Source organism: Prevotella denticola (assembly GCF_900454835.1).
GTDB lineage: Bacteria > Bacteroidota > Bacteroidia > Bacteroidales > Bacteroidaceae > Prevotella > Prevotella denticola.
In genome coordinates this window covers 661,068-682,269 of the sequence record NZ_UGTM01000001.1, presented here as the reverse complement: position 1 = coordinate 682,269, position 21,202 = coordinate 661,068, and the positions used below count along the sequence as shown (strand labels likewise).

14 protein-coding genes and 1 riboswitch are annotated in these 21,202 nt (G+C 51.6%); of the genes, 11 read left to right on the top strand and 3 right to left on the bottom strand.

The features are described from left to right. Positions 1 to 315: 315 nt before the first annotated feature. Positions 316 to 1,398 (bottom strand): hypothetical protein, encoded by a 1,083-nt coding sequence (locus tag DYH27_RS02865; protein WP_025067650.1) that lies wholly within the window; start codon positions 1,396 to 1,398, stop codon positions 316 to 318. A gap of 155 nt (positions 1,399 to 1,553) precedes the next feature. Here DYH27_RS02865 and DYH27_RS02855 point away from each other — a divergent pair, with 155 nt between their 5' ends. Together DYH27_RS02855 and nifJ are read left to right on the top strand one after the other, a co-directional pair. After that, positions 1,554 to 2,738: an ATP-binding protein gene (locus tag DYH27_RS02855; protein ID WP_029216451.1), complete on the top strand. Its 1,185-nt coding sequence runs from the start codon at positions 1,554 to 1,556 to the stop codon at positions 2,736 to 2,738. A gap of 46 nt (positions 2,739 to 2,784) precedes the next feature. Continuing rightward, on the top strand, positions 2,785 to 6,360 hold the full coding sequence (gene nifJ / locus DYH27_RS02850; protein ID WP_025067651.1) for a pyruvate:ferredoxin (flavodoxin) oxidoreductase: 3,576 nt from the start codon (positions 2,785 to 2,787) through the stop codon (positions 6,358 to 6,360). Positions 6,361 to 6,816: 456 nt separating this feature from the next. On the opposite strand, the gene DYH27_RS02845 is transcribed toward nifJ, so the two are convergent. After that, positions 6,817 to 7,689: a helix-turn-helix domain-containing protein gene (locus tag DYH27_RS02845; RefSeq protein ID WP_025067652.1), complete on the bottom strand. Its 873-nt coding sequence runs from the start codon at positions 7,687 to 7,689 to the stop codon at positions 6,817 to 6,819. Positions 7,690 to 7,872: 183 nt separating this feature from the next. Between DYH27_RS02845 and DYH27_RS02840 the strand changes: the two genes are divergently transcribed. From DYH27_RS02840 to DYH27_RS02820, 5 genes are read left to right on the top strand one after another with little or no spacing between them, the layout of a single operon-like run. Beyond that, positions 7,873 to 9,144, top strand: coding sequence for a TolC family protein (locus DYH27_RS02840; RefSeq protein WP_025067653.1), 1,272 nt, complete (start codon positions 7,873 to 7,875; stop codon positions 9,142 to 9,144). 14 nt (positions 9,145 to 9,158) lie between these two features. Further along, positions 9,159 to 10,175 (top strand): HlyD family secretion protein, encoded by a 1,017-nt coding sequence (locus DYH27_RS02835; RefSeq protein WP_025067654.1) that lies wholly within the window; start codon positions 9,159 to 9,161, stop codon positions 10,173 to 10,175. A 9-nt stretch (positions 10,176 to 10,184) separates the two neighbouring features. Further along, entirely contained in the window at positions 10,185 to 11,645 is a 1,461-nt protein-coding gene (locus DYH27_RS02830; protein WP_029216450.1) for an ATP-binding cassette domain-containing protein, read from the top strand. Positions 11,646 to 11,667: 22 nt separating this feature from the next. Next, a complete protein-coding gene (locus tag DYH27_RS02825) occupies positions 11,668 to 12,726 on the top strand; it encodes an ABC transporter permease (protein WP_029216449.1) in 1,059 nt (352 codons plus the stop codon). Between the two features lie 7 nt (positions 12,727 to 12,733). Continuing rightward, complete coding sequence (locus DYH27_RS02820; protein ID WP_004354279.1) at positions 12,734 to 13,819, top strand: ABC transporter permease; 1,086 nt, start codon at positions 12,734 to 12,736, stop codon at positions 13,817 to 13,819. A 423-nt stretch (positions 13,820 to 14,242) separates the two neighbouring features. Here the strand turns inward: DYH27_RS02820 and DYH27_RS02815 are convergent, their stop codons facing one another. Continuing rightward, a complete protein-coding gene (locus DYH27_RS02815) occupies positions 14,243 to 14,626 on the bottom strand; it encodes a hypothetical protein (RefSeq protein ID WP_029216448.1) in 384 nt (127 codons plus the stop codon). Between the two features lie 227 nt (positions 14,627 to 14,853). Between DYH27_RS02815 and glyA the strand changes: the two genes are divergently transcribed. The 4 genes from glyA to pncB all read left to right on the top strand — a co-directional run bounded on the left by glyA (position 14,854) and on the right by pncB (position 21,201). Beyond that, the gene (gene glyA / locus DYH27_RS02810) at positions 14,854 to 16,134 is read left to right on the top strand and encodes a serine hydroxymethyltransferase (RefSeq protein WP_004354237.1); all 1,281 of its coding nucleotides are present in this window, start codon (positions 14,854 to 14,856) and stop codon (positions 16,132 to 16,134) included. 201 nt (positions 16,135 to 16,335) lie between these two features. Beyond that, positions 16,336 to 16,525, top strand: a riboswitch (cobalamin riboswitch). 49 nt (positions 16,526 to 16,574) lie between these two features. Continuing rightward, a complete protein-coding gene (locus DYH27_RS02805; protein ID WP_025067655.1) occupies positions 16,575 to 18,554 on the top strand; it encodes a TonB-dependent receptor plug domain-containing protein in 1,980 nt (659 codons plus the stop codon). 108 nt (positions 18,555 to 18,662) lie between these two features. After that, complete coding sequence (locus DYH27_RS02800) at positions 18,663 to 19,727, top strand: YncE family protein (RefSeq protein ID WP_029216447.1); 1,065 nt, start codon at positions 18,663 to 18,665, stop codon at positions 19,725 to 19,727. A gap of 268 nt (positions 19,728 to 19,995) precedes the next feature. Continuing rightward, a complete protein-coding gene (gene pncB / locus DYH27_RS02790; protein WP_025067656.1) occupies positions 19,996 to 21,201 on the top strand; it encodes a nicotinate phosphoribosyltransferase in 1,206 nt (401 codons plus the stop codon). The last annotated feature ends 1 nt before the right edge of the window (position 21,202 follow it).

Here is a 21,202-nt window from a genome sequence, read left to right as displayed (position 1 = left end):
AGTGACAGGAAAATAATTTCACAGCAGATTGACCACAAGCGCACCTGCTGTGGATGAATGCCAGACTATGTTTTATCCTAAAGTATATTCTTCTGCGGCAGGCTCTTTATCAGGGATTATGATGTCTGTTCAGAAAGCTTATTTTCAGGAATAACAATACTGCTTCTATCCGATTATTATCATGCTTAACGTGATCCGTACTAAGCCTTGACACCATGGGTGTACACCCTCAACACCAATGGTGTTTACCCTCGGCACACTGACAGGAAAGAATCAGTGTGGGCGTAGATGATAATCCATTTACTGGTCACACTGTCAGTCATTATGCACAGTATGAAGATGATAGTGCGAACCGTCGTAATCTATACGCATCATCCGGTTGTGAAATTCATGCCTGTCCGACAGTGTCAGGGCAATATGCCCCATGGTACGACGCAGATTGATTTCCACTACCGGATGAAACCGGAATCCGGCATCAGGGGAACCGGAGTCACCGTCATGCGCTACAGCCATCATATCCACGCCAAAGCATCCCTGATATATACCTTGCAGACGATATGTAAGAATCAGCTCCAGCATTCCGCCCACCTTGTCCAGCACATCGCCTGGAATGTAAGCCGAAATCAGCTTGCGCTTCTCCGTCTCATCGGCAAGACTGTTGCCCACATACGCACCGTTGACCGTATGGAAGACGGATAATCCTGCATAATGAACGCCTGTCTTGTCTGAGACGAATTCCATTCCGAAATCCTTGACTTTACCGTAATATGGCTCGACCATCATACCTCCCTGTCTGGCAATGACTTTCCTTGCCCAGCTTTCCACAGGCGCATCCAGAACGGAGTCAACATAACGTATGCCTCGTCCGCTGCTGCTCCAGGGAGCTTTGATGACCGTCCTGCCCGTTTTCTCCACCAGACGTTTTACCTCTTCCACATCGCCGGCATAAAAAGCCTCTCCGACCAGCGGCAGTCCAGGAAGACATGCCCGCAGTTCTTTCAAGACCGTAGAAGAGAAACGCCGGTTGCTGAGCCTGCGTATTTCGGCAAGCCATGTTCCACCGGGCAAGACCGCCTCGCGGATGCCCACCTGTTCCAGCTGGAACTTCACAGCAGCATCCCATCCCCAGGGAGATACACGGTCAATCTGGTCCGACAGTTCCCCTACTCCACTTCTATCGACAAAACGGATCCGACCGCTGTAACGCATGAAACGCCGTGCATAATTCCTGGCAGAAGCCACGTTTTCGACCAGAACAAGGTCGCCGTCCTCAGCCCAGAGTGCAGGAAGATAATCTAAATCGTGGCGCAGCTGCCTGCCGGCATGAGGAGCCGTAAAGTACTTGTTATCATAAGCTAACGCAATATCGTGTTCGGGATTGAATACGTGCAGTGTCATCAGATTTCTTTGTTTATGTTCTGCAAAGGTACATGAAAGCAGATGCAACACAAAAAAATAAAAGTAAAAAACAACTTTTGCCATCTATAGTTTGCAAATAACAGAAATAAATAGTAACTTTGCATCTGCATTAGATAGACAACAACGGGAACAAGATGGACGCATTCTTTCGCACTCACACATATCTGGTGGAACATGTCAATGCTCCAGTGCGCCGTTGTCTTATGGATGAGATAAACTGGAACGACAGGCTCATCGGAATCAAGGGTACGAGAGGCGTGGGCAAGACTACTTTCCTCCTGCAATATGCCAAAGAACGTTATGGCTCTACAGACCGGCAGTGCCTTTATGTAAACATGAACAACTTTTACTTCCAGGGCAGAGGCATTGCCGATTTCGCAGGCGAGTTCTGCCGCAAGGGGGGAAAGGTCCTGCTGATTGACCAGGTATTCAAGCAACCGGACTGGAGCCGAGAACTTCGCCGATGCTACGACAGCTACCCGCAGCTTCAGATAGTCTTCACCGGTTCGAGTGTCATGAGGCTGAAGGAAGAAAACCCGGAACTCAACGGCATCGTCAAGAGCTACAACCTCCGGGGATTCTCTTTCCGGGAATACCTGAACCTGCAGACCGGACAGCAGTTCGAGCCTTACACGCTGAAGGACATTCAGGACCATCACGAAGAGATTACCCATGCCATCCTGTCCAAGGTTAGTCCGATGAAACACTTTCAGGATTATATCCATCATGGCTTCTATCCTTTCTTCCTGGAACATCGGAACTATTCCGAAAACCTGTTGAAGACGATGAACATGATGACGGAAGTTGATATCCTCCTCATCAAACAGATAGACCTGAAATATCTTACCAAGATAAAAAAACTGTTCTATCTCCTTGCCCTGGAAGGACCGAAAGCCCCCAACATCAGCAATCTTGCCAAGGAAATCAATACGAGCCGGGCGACGGTGATGAACTATATCAAGAACCTTGCTGACGCACGTCTCATCAACATCGTCTATCCTGTCGGGCAGGAATTCCCCAAGAAGCCGGCGAAGGTGATGCTGCAGAACTCCAACCTGATTTATGCCATCTATCCCATCCAGCTGGACCAGCAGCAGCTCATGGAGACTTTCTTCGTCAATGCACTACAGGAGGAGTGTTCCGTGAATGAAGGCAACAAACAGGGTACTTACATCATCAACCAGAAAGAAAAATTCAAGGTGTATGACGCCGGGAAGCCGAAAATGAGGTTCAACAGCGATACCACCTATACAGTATACAATGCCGAAGTGGGGAAAGGAAGACAAGTACCGCTTTGGCTGATGGGTTTCCTTTATTAGGCAAGACCAAAAACATTATAACAATATTCATTTAATAAATTTCAAAATGGCTAAAGAAAAGAAGTTTATCACTTGTGATGGTAACGAGGCCGCTGCTCATGTGAGCTATATGTTCTCTGAGGTTGCAGCAATCTATCCTATCACTCCTTCATCTCCAATGGCTGAGCACGTCGACGAGTGGTCGGCACGCGGACGGAAGAACCTCTGGGGTCAGACCGTAAGCGTACAGGAGATGCAGTCAGAGGGGGGCGCAGCAGGTGCCGTACACGGTTCACTGCAGTCGGGTGCTCTCACGACAACCTTCACCGCATCACAGGGACTGCTCCTGATGATTCCTAACATGTACAAGATTGCCGGTGAACTTTTGCCATGCGTGTTCAACGTTTCAGCACGCACACTCGCAAGTCACGCTCTTTGTATCTTCGGTGACCATCAGGACGTAATGGCTTGCCGTCAGACAGGTTTCGCCATGTTCTGCTCGGGTTCTGTCCAGGAGGTCATGGACCTTTCTGCTGTTCCTCATCTTGCTTCACTGAAGACTTCCGTTCCTTTCATCAACTTCTTCGATGGTTTCCGTACCTCCCATGAGTATCATAAGATCGAGTGCCTCGACCAGGAGGACATCCGTCCGCTGGTTGACGAAGAGGACATCAAACGGTTCCGCGACCGTGCCATGTCACCGGAGCGTCCTGTCGTACGCGGTACTGCCGAGAACCCGGAGACCTTCTTCACACACCGTGAAGCAAGCAACTCTGCCTACGAGAATGTACCGGAAGTTGTTGAACACTACCTCAATGAGCTGACCAAGATTACCGGCCGTGAGCATCACCTCTTCGATTACTATGGCGCAAAGGATGCGGAGAACATCATCATCCTGATGGGTTCTGCCACAGAAGCCGCTCGCGAGGCTATCGACTACCTGATGTCTCAAGGCAAGAAGGTGGGTATGGTTGCCGTTCATCTCTACCGTCCATTCTCTGTCAAGCACCTGTTGGCAGCAGTTCCGAAGACTGTTAAGCGTATCGCAGTGCTCGACCGTACCAAGGAGCCGGGTGCAGAGGGTGAGCCGTTGTACCTCGATGTCAAGAGCGCATTCTACGATGTCGAAAACAAGCCGCTGATAGTCGGTGGCCGTTACGGCCTCGGTTCTGCCGATACCACACCCGCCAAGATCATCGCTGTTTACAACAATCTCGAACTGCCGGAGCCAAAGGATCATTTCACTGTAGGTATCGTGGATGATGTCACCTTTACTTCTCTTCCGGAGGTTGAGGAGATTCCATTGGGCGGCAAAGGAATGTTCGAGGCTAAGTTCTATGGCCTGGGAGCTGACGGCACTGTCGGTGCTAACAAGAACTCTGTTAAGATTATCGGCGACAACACCGACAAGCACTGTCAGGCTTACTTCTCTTACGACTCCAAGAAGTCGGGCGGCTTCACCTGCTCTCACCTCCGTTTCGGCGACAGCCCGATCCGTTCTACCTATCAGGTGAACACTCCGAACTTTGTTGCCTGCCACGTTCAGGCCTACCTGAACATGTACGATGTCACACGTGGCCTGCGCAAGAACGGTACATTCCTGCTGAATACCATCTTTGACGGAGAAGAGCTTGTAAACTTCATTCCCAACAAGGTGAAATGTTACTTCGCCAAGAACAACATCACCGTTTACTACATCAATGCAACCAAGATCGCACAGGAGATCGGGCTTGGCAACCGTACCAACACCATCCTCCAGTCGGCTTTCTTCCGTATCACGGAGGTTATTCCACTCGACCTTGCGGTAGAGCAGATGAAAAAGTTCATCGTCAAGAGCTACAGCAAGAAGGGGCAGGATGTCGTAGACAAGAACTTTGCTGCCGTTGACCGCGGTAACGAGTACAAGCAGCTGGCTGTTGACCCTGCATGGGCAAACCTCCCTGACGATGAGGCCAAAGCCGACGATGCACCCGCATTCGTCAAGGAACTCGTACGCCCGATGAACGCACAGGCAGGCGACCTCCTGAAAGTGTCAGACTTCGTAAAGCACAACACGGTTGACGGTACATGGTCGGTAGGTACCGCTGCTTACGACAAGCGCGGTGTCGCTGCTTTCGTTCCTACATGGGACGCAGAGAACTGTATCCAGTGCAACAAGTGTTCATTCGTCTGTCCTCACGCTTGTATCCGTCCGTTCGTCCTCGACGAACAGGAGAAGGCCGGCTTCAACGACACCACTCTCGACATCCTCGCACCCAAGCAGCTCAAGGGCATGCAGTTCCGCATCGGCGTATCAGTTCTCGACTGTACAGGTTGCGGCAACTGTGCTGACGTCTGTCCGGGCAAGAAGGGCAACAAGGCTCTCAAGATGACACAGTTCGTTGCCGGTGAAGAAGAGGCCACGACACGTGCCGCCAAGTGGGAGTACCTCGTCAAGAACGTCAAGAGCAAGCAGAACCTGGTTGACATCAAGTCGAATGCCAAGAACTCCCAGTTTGCTCAGCCGCTGTTCGAGTTCTCAGGAGCTTGTGCGGGCTGTGGTGAGACACCGTATGTGAAGCTCGTTTCACAGCTTTTCGGCGACCGTGAGATGATTGCCAACGCTACCGGCTGCTCTTCCATCTACTCTGCTTCCGTTCCTTCCACCCCGTATACAACCAACGAGAACGGACAGGGACCAGCCTTCAACAACTCACTGTTCGAGGACTTCTGCGAGTTCGGCATGGGTATGACTTTGGGCAACAAGAAGATGCGTGAGCGCATCGTCGTGCTGCTCAATGAGCTGATGGCCGACGACAAGACACCAGCCGACTTCAAGGAGGCTGCACAGGAGTGGCTCGACAACATGCATGATGCGGATGCGTCAAAGGTTGCCGCTGCCAAGCTGAAACCGCTGATTGAAGCTGGCGCAGAGCATGGATGCCCTGTATGTGCCGAGCTGAAGACCCTCGACCACTATCTCGTCAAGCGCAGCCAGTGGATTATCGGTGGTGACGGTGCTTCCTACGATATCGGTTACGGCGGTCTCGACCACGTCATCGCTTCCGGAGAGGATGTCAACATCCTGGTACTCGATACAGAGGTTTACTCCAACACGGGTGGCCAGAGTTCAAAGTCTACTCCGCTCGGCGCCATTGCTCAGTTCGCTGCCAAGGGCAAGCGTGTACGCAAGAAAGATCTCGGTCTGATGGCTACAACCTACGGTTACGTTTACGTAGCACAGGTTGCCATGGGTGCTGACAACGCACAGACATTGAAGGCCATCCGTGAGGCTGAGGCTTATCCCGGGCCGTCGCTCATCATCGCTTACTCTCCGTGTATCAACCACGGTCTGAAGATCAAGGGCGGTATGGGTCGCAGTCAGGCGCAGGAGGCCAATGCTGTTGCCTGCGGTTACTGGCACCTCTGGCGTTACAACCCACAGTTGGCAGAAGAGGGCAAGAACCCGTTCTCTCTCGATTCCAAGGTACCGGACTGGAGCAAGTTCCAGGACTTCCTCCGCAGCGAGGTACGCTTCCTCTCTGTCCTCAAGGCTTATCCCAATGAGGGAGAAGAGCTCTTCAAGGCCTGTGAGGACATGGCGAAACTCCGTTACCAGAGTTATGTCCGCAAGACGAAGGAAGACTGGAGTGAGGAGGCTTAACGGCTTCCTGAACGGAACATCATACAGTCAAAGGACTATATAACCCTTATTCCAACCCTCATTTTATAGATGCTGCCAGACTGTCTTTCGGTCTGGAACATCTATAAAATGAGGGTTTTGACGTTTTTACAGAAACGATTTGCCAGACCTCTTATCATATATCCTAATGTGCCGGGAATCAGCGAGTCCCGGTCATCTCTCATCAGGAAATACCTATATCAGTATCCGTTGTGGTGCCTATACAACGGATTGTCCACACGTACACAAAGGAATAACTCACGCTGTCCAATGGATTTACACGGATAGCTTGTCATCAAATTCCGGATTTCCCAACTGACTGGGACAGACGTTCCCAGGCATTGGGAATCATGTCCCCAAGCACCGGGACATCTGTTCCCGACCACTTGGGACTCGTGTTCCCTGTAGCAGGATGTCTCCCACTTGCAGTTTCCAGGATTACCTGCCAGCTCTCTCTTGGTACATCCGGGGTGTCAAACCGGTCTCTCGCTTGAAGAACTTGGAGAAGGCGGATGCACTGGGAAAGTTCAGCCGGTAAGCAATCTCATAGCCCATCGCACCGTTGGTTTTCAGGAGGATTTTCGCTTCCTGGACCGTAGCCCGGTTGATCCAGTACATGACACTCTGGCCGCTGGCTTTCTTGATGGTGGCAGACAGGTGGTGCGGTGTCACGTGCATTTGTTCTGCATAGAAAGGAATGGAACGCTCGCGGGTACAGTTCCGGTGTACCAGCCGTTTGAACTGTATGAACAGCTCGTGGGCGCGTGCAGTGTGACTGCGTATTACATTTTTCTCTTCGATGTCCTTGATATATAGAACGTCAGATACAACCGACTGCAAAAGGTGCTGTATGGTCTTCCGCCTGTAAGGCTTGAGTTGCATGATGTCCCAGGTAAGATATACCATACGCAGTATGCGGTCACATTCTTCTGGAGAGGCACTGAGTATAGTCTCCTCCGGGATGTCCATGCCTTCACGGAAGACGACGACCACCACGCGTGCATCTGTGGATATTGCCTTTGCCTCAAGGATGGTGTCAGAAGGCAGCAGCATGACGGATCCTTTCTCCAGATGACAGTCCTGTAGGTTGACGCAGATATCGGCATTCCCCTTGATGGCAAGCACCAGACGGGGCTCGACGATCTGGTAGATTTTCCCCTCTTCGAGAAACCGGGTGTGCTGTATGTGCCCGCCGATGACAAGTACCACATCATCGTTCACCATAATCCGTCCCTGTTGCGGCTGCTGGTAAAGTTCTTCAAGATCAATGCTCTCCATAGAAAGCGGGTTGAGGCTTCTTGCCTTTTCCATAAGATTTCTTTATTGTATGATTTGATTGCAAAATTAACATTATATTTCGGGATATGAGATCAGATAACACGGAAATCATACAATATGGCAATTAATTCCGTGCATTTAATAAGCGTATTGTGTCAGAATAAGCCTACCTTTGCCGCAACCAACAGGAAACAATGAATTATCAAAGACGGATATATGAGAAAGAGAATATTGCTTCTTATGCTTTCGGCATTGCCGGCCGCAGTCCAGGCCCAGACCTTGGAGGAATGCCAGCAGGCTGCTGAGAAGAACTATCCTGTCATCAGGAAGTATGACCTGATTGCACAGACAACCCATCTGACAGTCAGCAATCTCCAAAAAGGCTGGCTGCCACAGATTTCCGCTTCGGCACAGGCAACTTACCAAAGTGATGTTGCGGCATGGCCGGAGAATATGCAGGGAATGTTCCAGCAGATGGGGCTCAAGATGAAAGGTCTGACCAAGGACCAATACAAGGTCGGTATCGACCTCCGGCAGACAATCTATGACGGCGGTGTTATCAGCAGTCGCAGTAGGATTGCCCGGCAGGAAGGGAAGGTGCAGAAGGCGCAGAATGAAGTGGAGCTGTATCAGGTGCGCAGGCGTGTCAACGAGATGTACTTTTCTATCCTGCTTGTCGACGAGCAGATCAGTCTCAACGATGATGTCATGGCTTTGCTGCTGTCGAGCGAGAAGAAGCTCTCGGCGATGGTCAAGGGCGGGACGGCATCGACAAGCGATTTTGAGAATGTAAAGGCAGAGCGGCTGAATGCGGAGCAGCAGAACACAAGCCTGAAAGCACAGCGGCAGATGCTGCGCCGGATGTTGAGTGCCTTTTGCGGTATTGAGGTCGACGGTCTCCGGAAACCGGATGTTCTTGAATCTGCCGCCACTGGCAACAACCGCCCGGAACTACGGTTGTTCGACAGTCAGCTGCGCCTTTCCGTAGAGCAGGAGAGGGCGTTGGATACGCAGTTGCGGCCAAAGCTGGCATTTTTCGCCCAGGGCTATTACGGCTATCCGGGACTTAATATGTTCGAAGACATGATGCGACACCGGTGGAGTCTCAACGGTATTATAGGGGTGAAGCTGTCGTGGAACATCGGTGCGCTCTATACCCGTAAGAACGACAGAGAAAAACTGAAGCTGGAGCGTGAACTGATAGAGAACGCACGTGAAGTGTTCCTGTTCAACAACCATATGGAACAGATACAGCAGACGGAGAATATCAGCCGGTACCATACCATGATGCAGAATGACAGCGAAATCATCGGCCTGCGAACCCGTGTCCGCAAAGCGGCGGAATCAAAGCTTGCCCACGGCATCATTGATGTAAACAGCCTTCTCAGGGAGATAAACAACGAGAATGCGGCCAAGACACAGCAGGCTATACACGAGATTGAGCTGCTCAAGGAAATGTACGATCTGAGATATACCAGCAACGAATGAAACAACTGACAGATATGGAAAGAATACTTTTTTTAGCCGCACTTGCCTTTGTGATGGTATCCTGCGGTGGAGACAGGAAGGATTACGACGCTACGGGGACGTTCGAAGCCACGGAGGTAACCGTGTCGGCGGAGTCTGCCGGACAGCTGGTAACATTCAATGTCACCGAGGGACAGCAGCTCAAGGGCGGGGCGACAGTAGGACAGATTGACGCCCGACAGCTTGTCCTGAAGCGTGACCAGCTGGCTACGAACAACGACCAGCTCCAGGCTACCCATGGACAACTCGAAGCAAACAGACGGCAGCTTGCCGCCAACAGGGAGGCGACGGCAAGCCGCCGGCTGGATCTGACGAGGCAGGTAGCGTCCATCCGTCAGCAGATTGCCAATCAGCAGCGTGAACGGCAGCGTTTCGCCGAACTGTTGCGAGACGGAGCTGTCGCACGGAAGCAGGTGGATGACATAGATTATCAGATTCAGGTGCTGCAGAAGCAGCTTGCCGCCACAGAAGAACAGATTGCCAGCCAGAATGCTTCTTTGGCCGAACAGGACAAGGGCATCGCTGCACAGATGGAGGGCATCAATGCGCAACAAGCCGGTGTCAATGCACAACAGGCCGGTATTCGCTCCCAGCGGGCACAGCTTGACGACCAGATAGCCCATACCTTCGTGAAGAGTCCCATCACCGGAACAGTCTTGGAGAAATATGCCGAGTGTGGCGAGTTCGTCCCTATAGGGAAACCGCTCTTCAAGATGGCCGATACGGGGAGGATGTTTATCCGTGCCTATCTCACCTCCGGACAGCTGAAGCGTGTCAGAATCGGACAGAGGGTGAAGGTCATGGCCGACTATGGTGACGGACAGAGGAAGACTTACGACGGCGTTGTCGCATGGATCTCCAGCCGTTCGGAGTTCACGCCCAAGACCATCCTCACCGACGACGAGCGTGCCGACCTCGTCTATGCGGTCAAGGTGCAGTTCCGCAACGACGGCTATGTAAAGATTGGAATGTACGGTGAAGTGAAGTTTTAGACTATGCCGATGAATGCGATTGAAGTAGACAGCTTGTCCAAACGTTATGGGAAAGTGCAGGCACTGCATGATGTCAGCTTTTCCGTCGGGAAAGGCGAGATATTCGGCATTATCGGTCCCGACGGTGCCGGCAAGACATCCCTGTACCGTATTCTCTGTTCACTGCTGCTACCCGATGACGGCACAGCCTCGGTAGATGGATACGATGTTGTCAGCGGCATGAAAGAGATACGCAGGAGAGTGGGATATATGCCGGGCAGGTTCTCGCTCTATCAGGACCTGACGGTGGAAGAGAACCTGAGGTTCTTCGCCACGCTCTTTGGGACGACGGTGGAAGAGAACTACGACTCCATCAAGGCCATCTATACACAGATTGAACCGTTCAGAAAACGCAGGGCGGGAGCACTCTCGGGCGGCATGAAACAGAAGCTGGCTCTCTGCTGCGCACTGGTCCACCAGCCGAGTGTCCTGTTCCTTGACGAACCGACAACAGGTGTCGACCCTGTCAGCCGCAAAGAGTTCTGGGAGATGCTGTCCCAGCTGAAGGAGCGTGAGATTACCATTGTCGCCTCAACGCCCTACCTGGATGAAGTAAGGAAATGTGAGCGTGTCGCTTTCCTTTCGGAAGGTCGTATCAGGGGTATCGGTACACCGGACGACATCCTCACCACTTTCAGGGACATCTTCAATCCTCCTGCCATCGAGAAGCTGGAAGCCGGAACGAAGAGCAACGAGAATGCCATCGAAGTAGAACACCTCGTCAAGGCCTTTGGCAGCTTCCATGCGGTAGACGACATATCCTTCACGGTCAGGAAAGGAGAGATCTTCGGCTTCCTCGGTGCCAATGGAGCCGGCAAGACCACAGCCATGCGTATGCTCACAGGACTCAGCCAGCCGACGGGTGGAAACGGAAAAGTAGCAGGCTTTGACATCCGTACCGAGTACGAGCAGATAAAGAAGCATATCGGCTACATGAGCCAGAAGTTCTCGCTCTACGAGGACCTTACCGTTGCCGAGAACATCAGGCTCTTTGCCGGCATCTACGGCATGGACGACGGAGAGATACGCCGCAAGACCACCGACCTGCTCGATCGGCTGGACTTCTCGGCACACCGAAACACGCTTGTATCCAGTCTGCCTTTGGGATGGAAGCAGAAGCTCGCCTTCTCGGTCAGCATCTTCCACGACCCTCATGTCGTATTCCTCGACGAACCTACGGGAGGTGTAGACCCCGCCACACGCCGCCAGTTCTGGGAACTGATCTATGACGCTGCGAAGCAGGGGATAACGGTCTTCGTGACCACTCACTACATGGACGAGGCGGAATACTGCGACCGGATTTCCATCATGGTAGACGGCAAGATCAAAGCCCTGGGCACACCTGAAGAACTGAAACAGAAACTGGGGCAGCCGGACATGGAGCATGTCTTTACATTCCTGGCACGACAGGCCACAAGATGTGCAGATTAAGAATGAAACCAATCCATAACGTATGAGGCAGTTCATAGCTTTTGTCACCAAAGAGGCAAAACATATCATCCGTGACAAGCGTACCATGCTGATGCTTTTCGGCATGCCTGTCGTCATGATGCTGATCTTCGGATTCGCCATCACCAACGACGTGCGGAACGTGCGGACAGTCATCGTCATGAGCAATGCCAGCTATGCGACGCAGCAGGCGGCTGACCGTCTGGCGGCATCGGAGTATTTCACGATCGTGAAGACCGCCGCCACACCTGCCGAAGCCGAGCAGACGATCCGTAACCAGCAGGCAGACATAGCGGTTGTCTTCGCACAGGACTTTACAGAACCGGGACATGGAATCCAGTTTATCGTGGACGGGGCGGATCCCAACATGGCACAGCTGTGGTCTAACTATGCCCGTGCCGTGCTCATGAATGCGGAGGGGACTGCCGTCAATTCACGGATGCTTTACAATCCGCAGATGAAATCCGCCTATAACTTCGTGCCTGCCATCATGGGGATGCTGCTCATGCTGGTCTGTGCCATGATGACCTCCATCTCCATTGTCCGGGAAAAAGAGAGAGGCACGATGGAGGTGCTGCTCGTATCGCCCACACGTCCGCTGCTGATCATCATCGCAAAAGTCGTTCCCTACCTGGTACTCGCCTTCCTGATTCTGACGGCAATCCTCCTCATGTCCACTTACGTCCTGGGCGTACCGCTGCATGTTTCCCTGTTCTGGATATTCGCCATCTCCACCATCTACATTCTGCTGGCACTCTCATTGGGACTGCTTGTCTCCAACATCGCAAAGACACAGCTTGCCGCCCTGCTGCTGTCGGCCATGGTGCTGCTGATGCCTATTATCAAGCTTTCCGGAATGGTATTCCCCATTGAGTCGATGCCCCGGATACTACAGTATGTGTCGGCCATCATCCCCACACGTTACTATATCAGCGCCATGCGAAAGCTGATGATCATGGGTACCGGCATCGGACAGGTTTTCCGTGAGCTGACGATTCTCCTCGGCATGCTCGTCATATTGCTTCTCCTCTCTCTCACGAGATTCAACAAACGACTGGAATAGAAACTATATGGTACTGAAATATCTTTTACGCAAGGAGTTCACCCAGATACGCCGCAACTCGTTTCTGCCACGGCTCATCATCGTCTTCCCCATCATGGTCATGTGTGTCATGCCGTGGGTAATGAACATGGAAGTGAAGAATATCGTAGTAGATGTCGTCGACAACGACCGCTCCACACAGTCGCAGCGGCTGGTGCATGAGATTGAAGCAAACAACTACTTTGTCTTTCATGGACAGCAGCCTACGTATGCGGCAGCACTCAGCAACATAGAGCATTCCACGTCGGATGCCATAGTGGTCATTCCACAGCACTACAGCAGGGATCTTGTCCTGGGACGTACGCCGCAGGTGCTGGTGGCTGCCAACGCCGTCAACGGGACAAAAGGCTCGATAGGGTCTGCCTATCTCTCGCAGGTTGTCATCGCCCATGCATCTCCTTCCGCAGCTTCTGTCCAGTCGCAGGTGTCTACCTTATATCTCTACAACAAGCAGCTGGACTTCAAACGCTTCATGATTCCCGCACTCTTTGCCATCGTGATGATGCTGATGACAGGATTCCTGCCGACGCTCAACATCGTAGGTGAGAAGGAGGCAGGGACTATCGAACAGATCAACGTGACACCCGTAAGTAAATGGACATTCATCCTTGCCAAGCTGATTCCCTACTGGATCATCGCCTTCTTCGTCGTCACCGTCTGCCTGCTTCTTTCATGGGGGATATACGGCATTGTTCCCGTGGGAAGCATTGCCCTTGTCTATCTGCTGGCGATGCTGCTGGCACTGTTCTTCTCGTCCTTCGGGCTGATTGTCTCCAATTATTCGGACACCATGCAGCAGGCCATCTTCGTCATGTGGTTCTTCGTCGTGATGCTCATGCTGCTCTCCGGCCTGTTCACGCCGACACGTTCCATGCCTTACGCAGCTTATCTGACTACCTATGTCAACCCGGTAAGCTATTTTATCGAGGCCATGCGGACGGTCTGCATCCGCGGAGGCGATATGGGAAGCATCTCCCACCAGGTACTCGCCCTGCTTGGAATCGGGCTTTTCATGAGCGTATGGGCTGTGCAAAGCTATAAAAAGAACTGCTGAGAAGGGGGCGGGTGAGGAGAGAGTATCGTCCCTACAGTCCACCCGCCATAGCATATTCGGACTGTTTTCGGAAAAGTAAGCCCTCACAAATAAGTTCTGCCGGCACAGCTCTTCTCCAGCTGCAAGCCGGCTCTCATTCCGGCAATATATAGCAAGGTCCGGACCGTCAGCACGACTGGTGTCTGCCGTCAACTCCATGAGTGATGGGCATCAACTCCATAAGTGACGGGGCCCAGCACACCTGCAGGGAAGACCGGTCCGTTCCTGTCGTTATCATATACAGTAAGACGCTGATGACTGACTTACACGTGAAATGGGGCTGCCGGACAGCACTGACAATCATTGATTGGCAACAGGATAAGTAAGGCTACAATCCGTTGCCAATAATTTGTCAAGGAATTGCGACAGGGCACTCAAGGACCGCTAATACGTCGTAATGTCTTGATAATCTTTGTCGAAAGTGTGAGGATGGCGTCCCGTCAGCACAGTGTTAAGCAGGCAGTTGGCAACAAGTTCCTCACTGGTCAGGTTAACTTCCGGATCTTTCTTGACCTCCTTTCCGAGGAGTACCTCCCAAGGCCCATTAAAATCCCGGTCGTCTGCACCATAGAACATCTCGTTGGTTTCCGGGTCTTCCATCAGCTGATAACGGATCAGTTTCTTTGATGCTACCGGCTTGATGCTTCTCAATAAATCGTATGCATTGCGGAACTGTCCACGCAGATGACGCCCCTTGGGATACATAAGCCCTACCTGGGGATAAATCTCATCAAAATCGTAGGCCAGAAATAACTCTTTCAACCTCATGTAATCTTTCTTGAATGTTGTTTTGTAAAATATTACGATATAACAACTTATAAAGTCATATACTTTCACATTGGCTGCTGAAAGCAGAACCGTTGTGTATGCAAAGTTACATTATTTTTTTTGATACGCTTGCAAGTTAGAACATTAATTCGTATATTTGCAGCGTTATCACTAACCACGGAGGGCATAGACAGATTTTATCCTCCCATAAACATTTCAAAATACACATGAGAAGAGACCAAGAAATTTTTGACCTTATCGAGTTGGAACACAAACGCCAGCTCAAAGGAATGGAGCTGATTGCATCTGAGAATTTCGTCAGTGACGAAGTAATGCAGGCCATGGGATCCTACCTGACAAACAAGTATGCTGAAGGTTATCCTGGCAAGCGCTATTATGGCGGCTGCCAAGTGGTTGACCAAGTAGAGACACTTGCCATCGAGCGCATAAAGAAGCTCTTCGGTGCAGAATACGCCAATGTACAGCCGCACTCCGGCGCACAGGCAAACCAGGCAGTGCTGCTTGCTGTGCTGAAACCTGGCGACACCTTCATGGGACTCGACCTTGACCAGGGCGGGCATCTCTCTCATGGCAGTGAGGTGAACACATCAGGCATCCTCTATCATCATATAGGCTATACGCTCAACCGGGAGACTGGACGTGTCGACTATGACGAGATGGAACGGCTCGCCCGGGAGCACAAGCCGAAGCTCATCATCGGCGGTGGCTCCGCTTACAGCCGTGAATGGGACTATAAGCGTATGCGACAGATTGCCGACGAGGTGGGGGCATTGCTGATGATCGACATGGCTCATCCTGCAGGACTTATCGCAGCAGGGCTGCTCGACAACCCCGTGAAGTATGCACACATCGTTACCACGACAACCCACAAGACCCTCCGCGGTCCTCGCGGCGGTGTCATTCTCATGGGCAAAGATTTCGAGAATCCCTGGGGCCTGACAACGAAGAAAGGTGTTGTGAAACCGATGTCCATGCTCCTCAATTCTGCTGTCTTCCCTGGGAACCAGGGCGGTCCGCTGGAGCACGTCATTGCAGCCAAGGCTGTCGGGTTCGGCGAGAATCTCCTGCCAAGCTGGAAGGAGTATGCCCTTCAGGTAAAGAAAAATGCTGCCGTACTCGCCCAGGCACTCGTTGACAAGGGCTTCAGCATCGTCAGCGGTGGTACGGACAACCATTCCATGCTGCTCGACCTGCGTCAGAAGTACCCTGACCTAACGGGTAAGGTGGCTGAGACGGCCCTTGTTGCAGCTGACATCACAGCCAATAAAAACAAGGTTCCGTACGATGAGCGTTCTGCTTTCCAGACAAGCGGTCTGCGTCTTGGAACAGCAGCCATGACGACCCGCGGCTGCAAGGAAGACATGATGCTGCTCTGTGCCGACCTCATCGACGAGGTGCTGGCAGACCCGGAGAACGAGCAGGTCATCAAACGTGTACGTGAGAAGGTGAATGAGACGATGAAGGATTATCCGCTCTTTGCTTACTAAGGGCAATATCATTGCTGTATCTGAAAGATACAAAACAAAAGAAGGTGTGCAGGAAATCCTGCACACCTTCTTTTGTTTCCCTGCCAGGACATTGGTTTGAAGCCTTGAGGAAACCGGGCACAATAAGGCTTTCATATTCGGCAGAGGGAGGTCCGGATGGACTTTTTTAATAGAACAGGCATGAAATCCGATATTTTTATGTAAGTTTGCAATCGCAATAGGTTCATTACCCAATATGATTAAAAAGGGAAAGCGGTGCAAATCCGCTACTGTCCCGCAGCTGTAAGCTATCCGCCGGGCAAACTGAAGCCACTGGTTCTGCTAATCCGGGAAGGCGTTTGCCCCCATTTGGATAACAAGTCAGAAGACCTGCCATTGCAAGTCGTTGCATCCCTCGAGGAAGGGCACTGCATAGAATCCTTTGAAACAAGCAAGAAGACATGAGGCGACTGGCTTCTTACACATTGTTGTTGTGCCCGATCGGAACAATGGCACAGACTGTCGGCGCAGATTCGGTTCATTCGATACAGGAGGTAGTGGTCAATGGGTTCCATATTCCCGGAAACATCTTGTCAAGTTCACCCGTACAGACGCTCTCGCACGCTGACATGGAACGGCTCGGCATCATCGACATGGGTGATGCCCTGAAGCAGTTCGCCGGCGTACAGGTAAAGGATTATGGCGGCGTAGGCGGTATGAAGACGGTCAATATCCGTGGGCTGGGTGCAGGACATACAGGGGTTATCTATGACGGCGTACAGGTCGGCGACTGCCAGAGCGGACAGGTCGACCTCTCCCGCTTCACCCTTGACAATGTGTCGCTCGTCAGCCTCCAGATAGGACAGGACGATAATATCTACCGGAGTGCCAAGTCTTTTTCATATGCAAGCCTGATAAACATCGGTACATTGCATGGCAGCAATAATGACCGCAGGAACAGCCTTGCTGCAACCGTCCGTACAGGCAGCTATGGCCTGTTCTCCCCTTCCCTACTCTACCACCGGCAATTCTCCCATCTCGGCATCAGTGCATACGGGAGCTGTGAAAGGGCCGACGGCATCTATGCGTTCAAACTGAAAAACGGCAACAGGACCATCCATGAACACCGTAACAACAGCGACATTGAGACGTGGCGGGGAGAGCTGAACATGGACTGGCAGCCCGGCAACCATCAGACGATGAAATGGAAGACTTACGGTTTCGTGTCTCACAGAGGACTGCCGGGGGCTGTCATCTATGACAACCCCTACTCTGCCGAAAGACTTGCCGACAAGAATGTGTTTACACAATTCGCCTATGAGAATAGAGTCAGCCGGCGCGTCAAGCTGAAGGCGGCTGCCAAATGGAACTACACGTGGTCGCGCTATTCGGATGTACCTGCCGCCGGCTACAAGGAGGACATCTACAGGCAACAGGAGGTCTATCTCACTGCAACATTATGGAGTGCGCCTATGCGCGGACTGCATCTGTCGATGGCACAGGATTATGCCCACAACCACCTGTCCATGACGCTTGCGCAGGCGGCCAATCCGACACGCAATTCGCTGTGGACGGCATTGGCAGCCAGCTATCATGCCAGGCAGTTCACCATCAACACCTCCCTCCTTGCAACGAATATTACGGAACAGACAGAACAGGGCCGTCCTTCTGACGGTTTTCACCGGCTCTCTCCAGCTTTCAGCCTGCAATGGCACTGTCTGGAAGGGCTTCGCTTCCGTCTCGGCTACAAGGACATCTTCCGGACACCTACGTTAAACGAACTCTATTATACAGGCGTGGGCAACAGGCATCTGCACCCGGAGAAATCAAGACAATGGAATCTTGGAGCAACCTACAGTCATGTGTTCAGCCGCATGATTCAGCTTTCGCTGACGGCTGACGGCTATTTAGGAAATGTCACAGACAAAATCATCGCTGTGCCCAAGATGTTCTACTGGCAGATGATGAATGCCGGGAAGGTACGACAGATAGGGCTCGATCTGTCTGCCAACATGGAGAAACGATGGAATGAGGGGTTGTCAGTCAGTGTTATCGGGAGCTACAGTCTTCTCAAGGCTACCGACAGAACCGACCCTGCCGATGTCTACTATGGTGACCAGATTGCCTATACTCCACGCCATTCAGGGGCTGCGAGCATACTGCTGCACACATCATGGGCCGACCTTGGTTACAATGTCTTGTGGATGGGCGAGCGTTATTCATTGGGCTATGCCATTCCGCAGAACCGAATGGCAGGCTTTGCCGACCACAGCATTACACTGTCCAAGGAACTTCGTGTCTTCCATCAGCAGCTGCGAATACAGTTCGACTTGCGCAATCTTGGAAACAAAAACTATGAGATAGTAAGGTTCTACCCCATGCCTGGTACGAACTGGCGGATCTCTATAAGCTGGAAAGGCCGTGGAAAGGTAAAAAGGTAAAAAAGGAAAAAGGGGAAGGAAAAAGAAAAAGATGCGAGGAGGAAAATGGAAAAGCAAGATGTGAAAGCAGAAGCATTAAAATCAATTATATTTAAAACAACAAGAACAATGAAAAAGAATCTTCTTGCGCTGGGCATCATCCTGATGGCTGCGCTTACGTTCACCGCCTGTAGCGATGACAATGACTTTGACGACGGCAGGCAACAGCCGGAGGTCGCCAATCCTACAACTTACGTTGCCTGCGCCGGCAATTTCAAAGCCAACGACGGCACTGTCGGCATCCTCTTCTATAATGCTACGGCACGCCCGACATCACCCTTCCGTTATTACGATGCTTATACTGCACAGAACGGAGAAGAGGTGGGCGATGCCCAGGACCTGATCGTCGTCGGCGACAAGGTGGTCATAACCGGGACGACTTCTTCAAAGATAGAAATCCTGAACCGTTTAGGACGGCTTGAAAAGAAAATCCTCATGCCGAAAGTTGAGCCACGCTATCTGGCTACAGACGGAAAGTATGTTTACTTCTCGGCATACAGCGGGAAAATCTACAAGATGAATCCCAATGATCTGCAGAAGCCGATCATCGACTCTGTTGAAGTCGGTCCATATCCGGAAGCAATCTCTGTTGCAAACGGAAAGCTCTATGCGAATATGTCTGACCACAACTTTGACAACAAGGGTAAATCCATTTCCGTTGTCGACCTCGGTTCGTTCAAGAAAGTCAAGGAGATAGAAGTAGTGCTGAACCCTTACAACCAGAGTATTGCTGTGGGCAATGACATTTATTTTGTTTCCAATTACCATAGCGAGAATGCCCTCGTGCAGAAGATTGATGCAACAACCGACAAGGTTACCAGCGTCTGCAAGGCAAGTGCCATTGCCTATGATGCACCGAAGAAAGCACTCGTATGCTTATACGCAGCTTACTATGATACGGCTAAGCGGTTCTTCTTCTATGATCTGAAGACCGGTGCGGAGGCCGACATCGCCATGACGGGACTGAGGAGTCCGCAGCAGGTGAACGTAGACAGCAAAGGACAGATTTATGTCATTGACAACCCGAGTTACAAGGCACCGAGCGAAGTGTTCTACTATTCGCCGGCAGGCAAGCTCATCCAGGGGAATATCCAGGTGGGCTACAGCGCACAGAACGTGAGATTCGCCAATTAAGCAATATTGGGGAAAGAAGACTGCTGCACGCTGACGGCGGTCTTTACAGACCGAACATATCCTATTAGCCGAGGGAGCATCGATGCAGATTGACGCTCCCTCTGCTTGTTGTCTGCCGGCAGGACAAAGTCCCTTTTCTTGCCGCCTTGCCTGCCGGGCTTGTCACACAGGGTTCGCTTATCTTCCTCCAGAATCATATTTCTTACAAATCACTTTGTCTTTCCATATCTTTTTTATACTTTTGGCAGCAGAAATCAAGAATAACGGAATGAGACAGATCATTAACCATTTCACAGACGACGACCTCTACAAGCTGACCATGTGCTGTGCCGTCATTGACAATTATCCACGTGCGCACGTGCGTTACCAGTTTGTAGACCGTGATGATATGGTCTATCCTGATGGATTCGCCCGTGAAGTGGAACACCAGATAGAGTTGCTGGAGTCGGTAGTCATTACCGATGAGGAGATAAGTTTTCTTCGCCAGAAGTGTTATTATCTGCCCGAATGGTTCTTGACTTACCTCCGTGGCTTCCGCTTTTCACGTGACTGGGTGAAGGTGTGGCAGAATGACCAGGGGCATCTTCATGTTGAGTTTGAAGGGCTGTGGGCAGACACGATACTGCTTGAAGTGAAGGTACTCGCCATCATTTCAGAGCTGTTTTATATGTTTAACGAACAGGCACGGGGATTCGATTACCAGGAACTTTATGACAAGACCTATCACAAAACTGAGCGGTTGCTTGAAGCTGGCTGCGTCTTCTCCGATTTCGGCACACGCCGTCGGGCGAGTCTGGTAGCCGAGGACACAGCCGTCCGTGCCATGAAGGACTGCTACGACAGCCGCCAATGGAAAGGCAGATTTGTCGGAACGAGCAATATCCACCTTGCCATGAAGTACGACCTGATGCCTGTCGGCACGATGGCACACGAGTTCATCTGTGCCATCGGCGGTATGTTCGGTCCGCAGATGGCCAATTACATGGCGATGGAAGCATGGCGCAAGACCTATCGGGGCGCACTCGGGACTTATCTCTACGACTCTTTCGGCTGGGACATCTTCTCTTATAATTTCTCGGAAGACTTCGCCAACCAGTTCAAGGGGCTCCGCATCGACTCCGGTGACAACTTTGAGCAGCTGGAGAAAATCATTGCCAAGTACAAGTCATTCGGCATCGATGCGCATGACAAGCAGGTACTGTTCTCGAACGCACTGGACACAGACAGGGCAATCGAGATACAGCATTATGCCGAAAGCCGTGTGAAACCGTCATTCGGCATCGGTACGCATTTCACCAACGACTTCCCCCATGTGAAGCCGATGAACATCGTCATCAAGCTGGTTGCCGTGAAAATCACGGAGTCGTGGCCCTTCTACAACGACACCTGCAAGATTTCAGAGGACAAGGGGAAGCATACGGGCAGACCTGAGGTCATCAAGAGGTTTATGGAAGCCATACATTACAAGGAGTAAC

Bases quoted from the DNA above. Each gene is read 5' to 3' on its own strand.
- DYH27_RS02865 (WP_025067650.1), bottom strand. From the start codon at position 1,398: ATGACACTGCACGTATTCAATCCCGAACACGATATTGCGTTAGCTTAT.
- DYH27_RS02855 (WP_029216451.1), top strand. From the start codon at position 1,554: ATGGACGCATTCTTTCGCACTCACACATATCTGGTGGAACATGTCAAT.
- nifJ (WP_025067651.1), top strand. From the start codon at position 2,785: ATGGCTAAAGAAAAGAAGTTTATCACTTGTGATGGTAACGAGGCCGCT.
- DYH27_RS02845 (WP_025067652.1), bottom strand. From the start codon at position 7,689: ATGGAAAAGGCAAGAAGCCTCAACCCGCTTTCTATGGAGAGCATTGAT.
- DYH27_RS02840 (WP_025067653.1), top strand. From the start codon at position 7,873: ATGAGAAAGAGAATATTGCTTCTTATGCTTTCGGCATTGCCGGCCGCA.
- DYH27_RS02835 (WP_025067654.1), top strand. From the start codon at position 9,159: ATGGAAAGAATACTTTTTTTAGCCGCACTTGCCTTTGTGATGGTATCC.
- DYH27_RS02830 (WP_029216450.1), top strand. From the start codon at position 10,185: ATGAATGCGATTGAAGTAGACAGCTTGTCCAAACGTTATGGGAAAGTG.
- DYH27_RS02825 (WP_029216449.1), top strand. From the start codon at position 11,668: ATGAGGCAGTTCATAGCTTTTGTCACCAAAGAGGCAAAACATATCATC.
- DYH27_RS02820 (WP_004354279.1), top strand. From the start codon at position 12,734: ATGGTACTGAAATATCTTTTACGCAAGGAGTTCACCCAGATACGCCGC.
- DYH27_RS02815 (WP_029216448.1), bottom strand. From the start codon at position 14,626: ATGAGGTTGAAAGAGTTATTTCTGGCCTACGATTTTGATGAGATTTAT.
- glyA (WP_004354237.1), top strand. From the start codon at position 14,854: ATGAGAAGAGACCAAGAAATTTTTGACCTTATCGAGTTGGAACACAAA.
- DYH27_RS02805 (WP_025067655.1), top strand. From the start codon at position 16,575: ATGAGGCGACTGGCTTCTTACACATTGTTGTTGTGCCCGATCGGAACA.
- DYH27_RS02800 (WP_029216447.1), top strand. From the start codon at position 18,663: ATGAAAAAGAATCTTCTTGCGCTGGGCATCATCCTGATGGCTGCGCTT.
- pncB (WP_025067656.1), top strand. From the start codon at position 19,996: ATGAGACAGATCATTAACCATTTCACAGACGACGACCTCTACAAGCTG.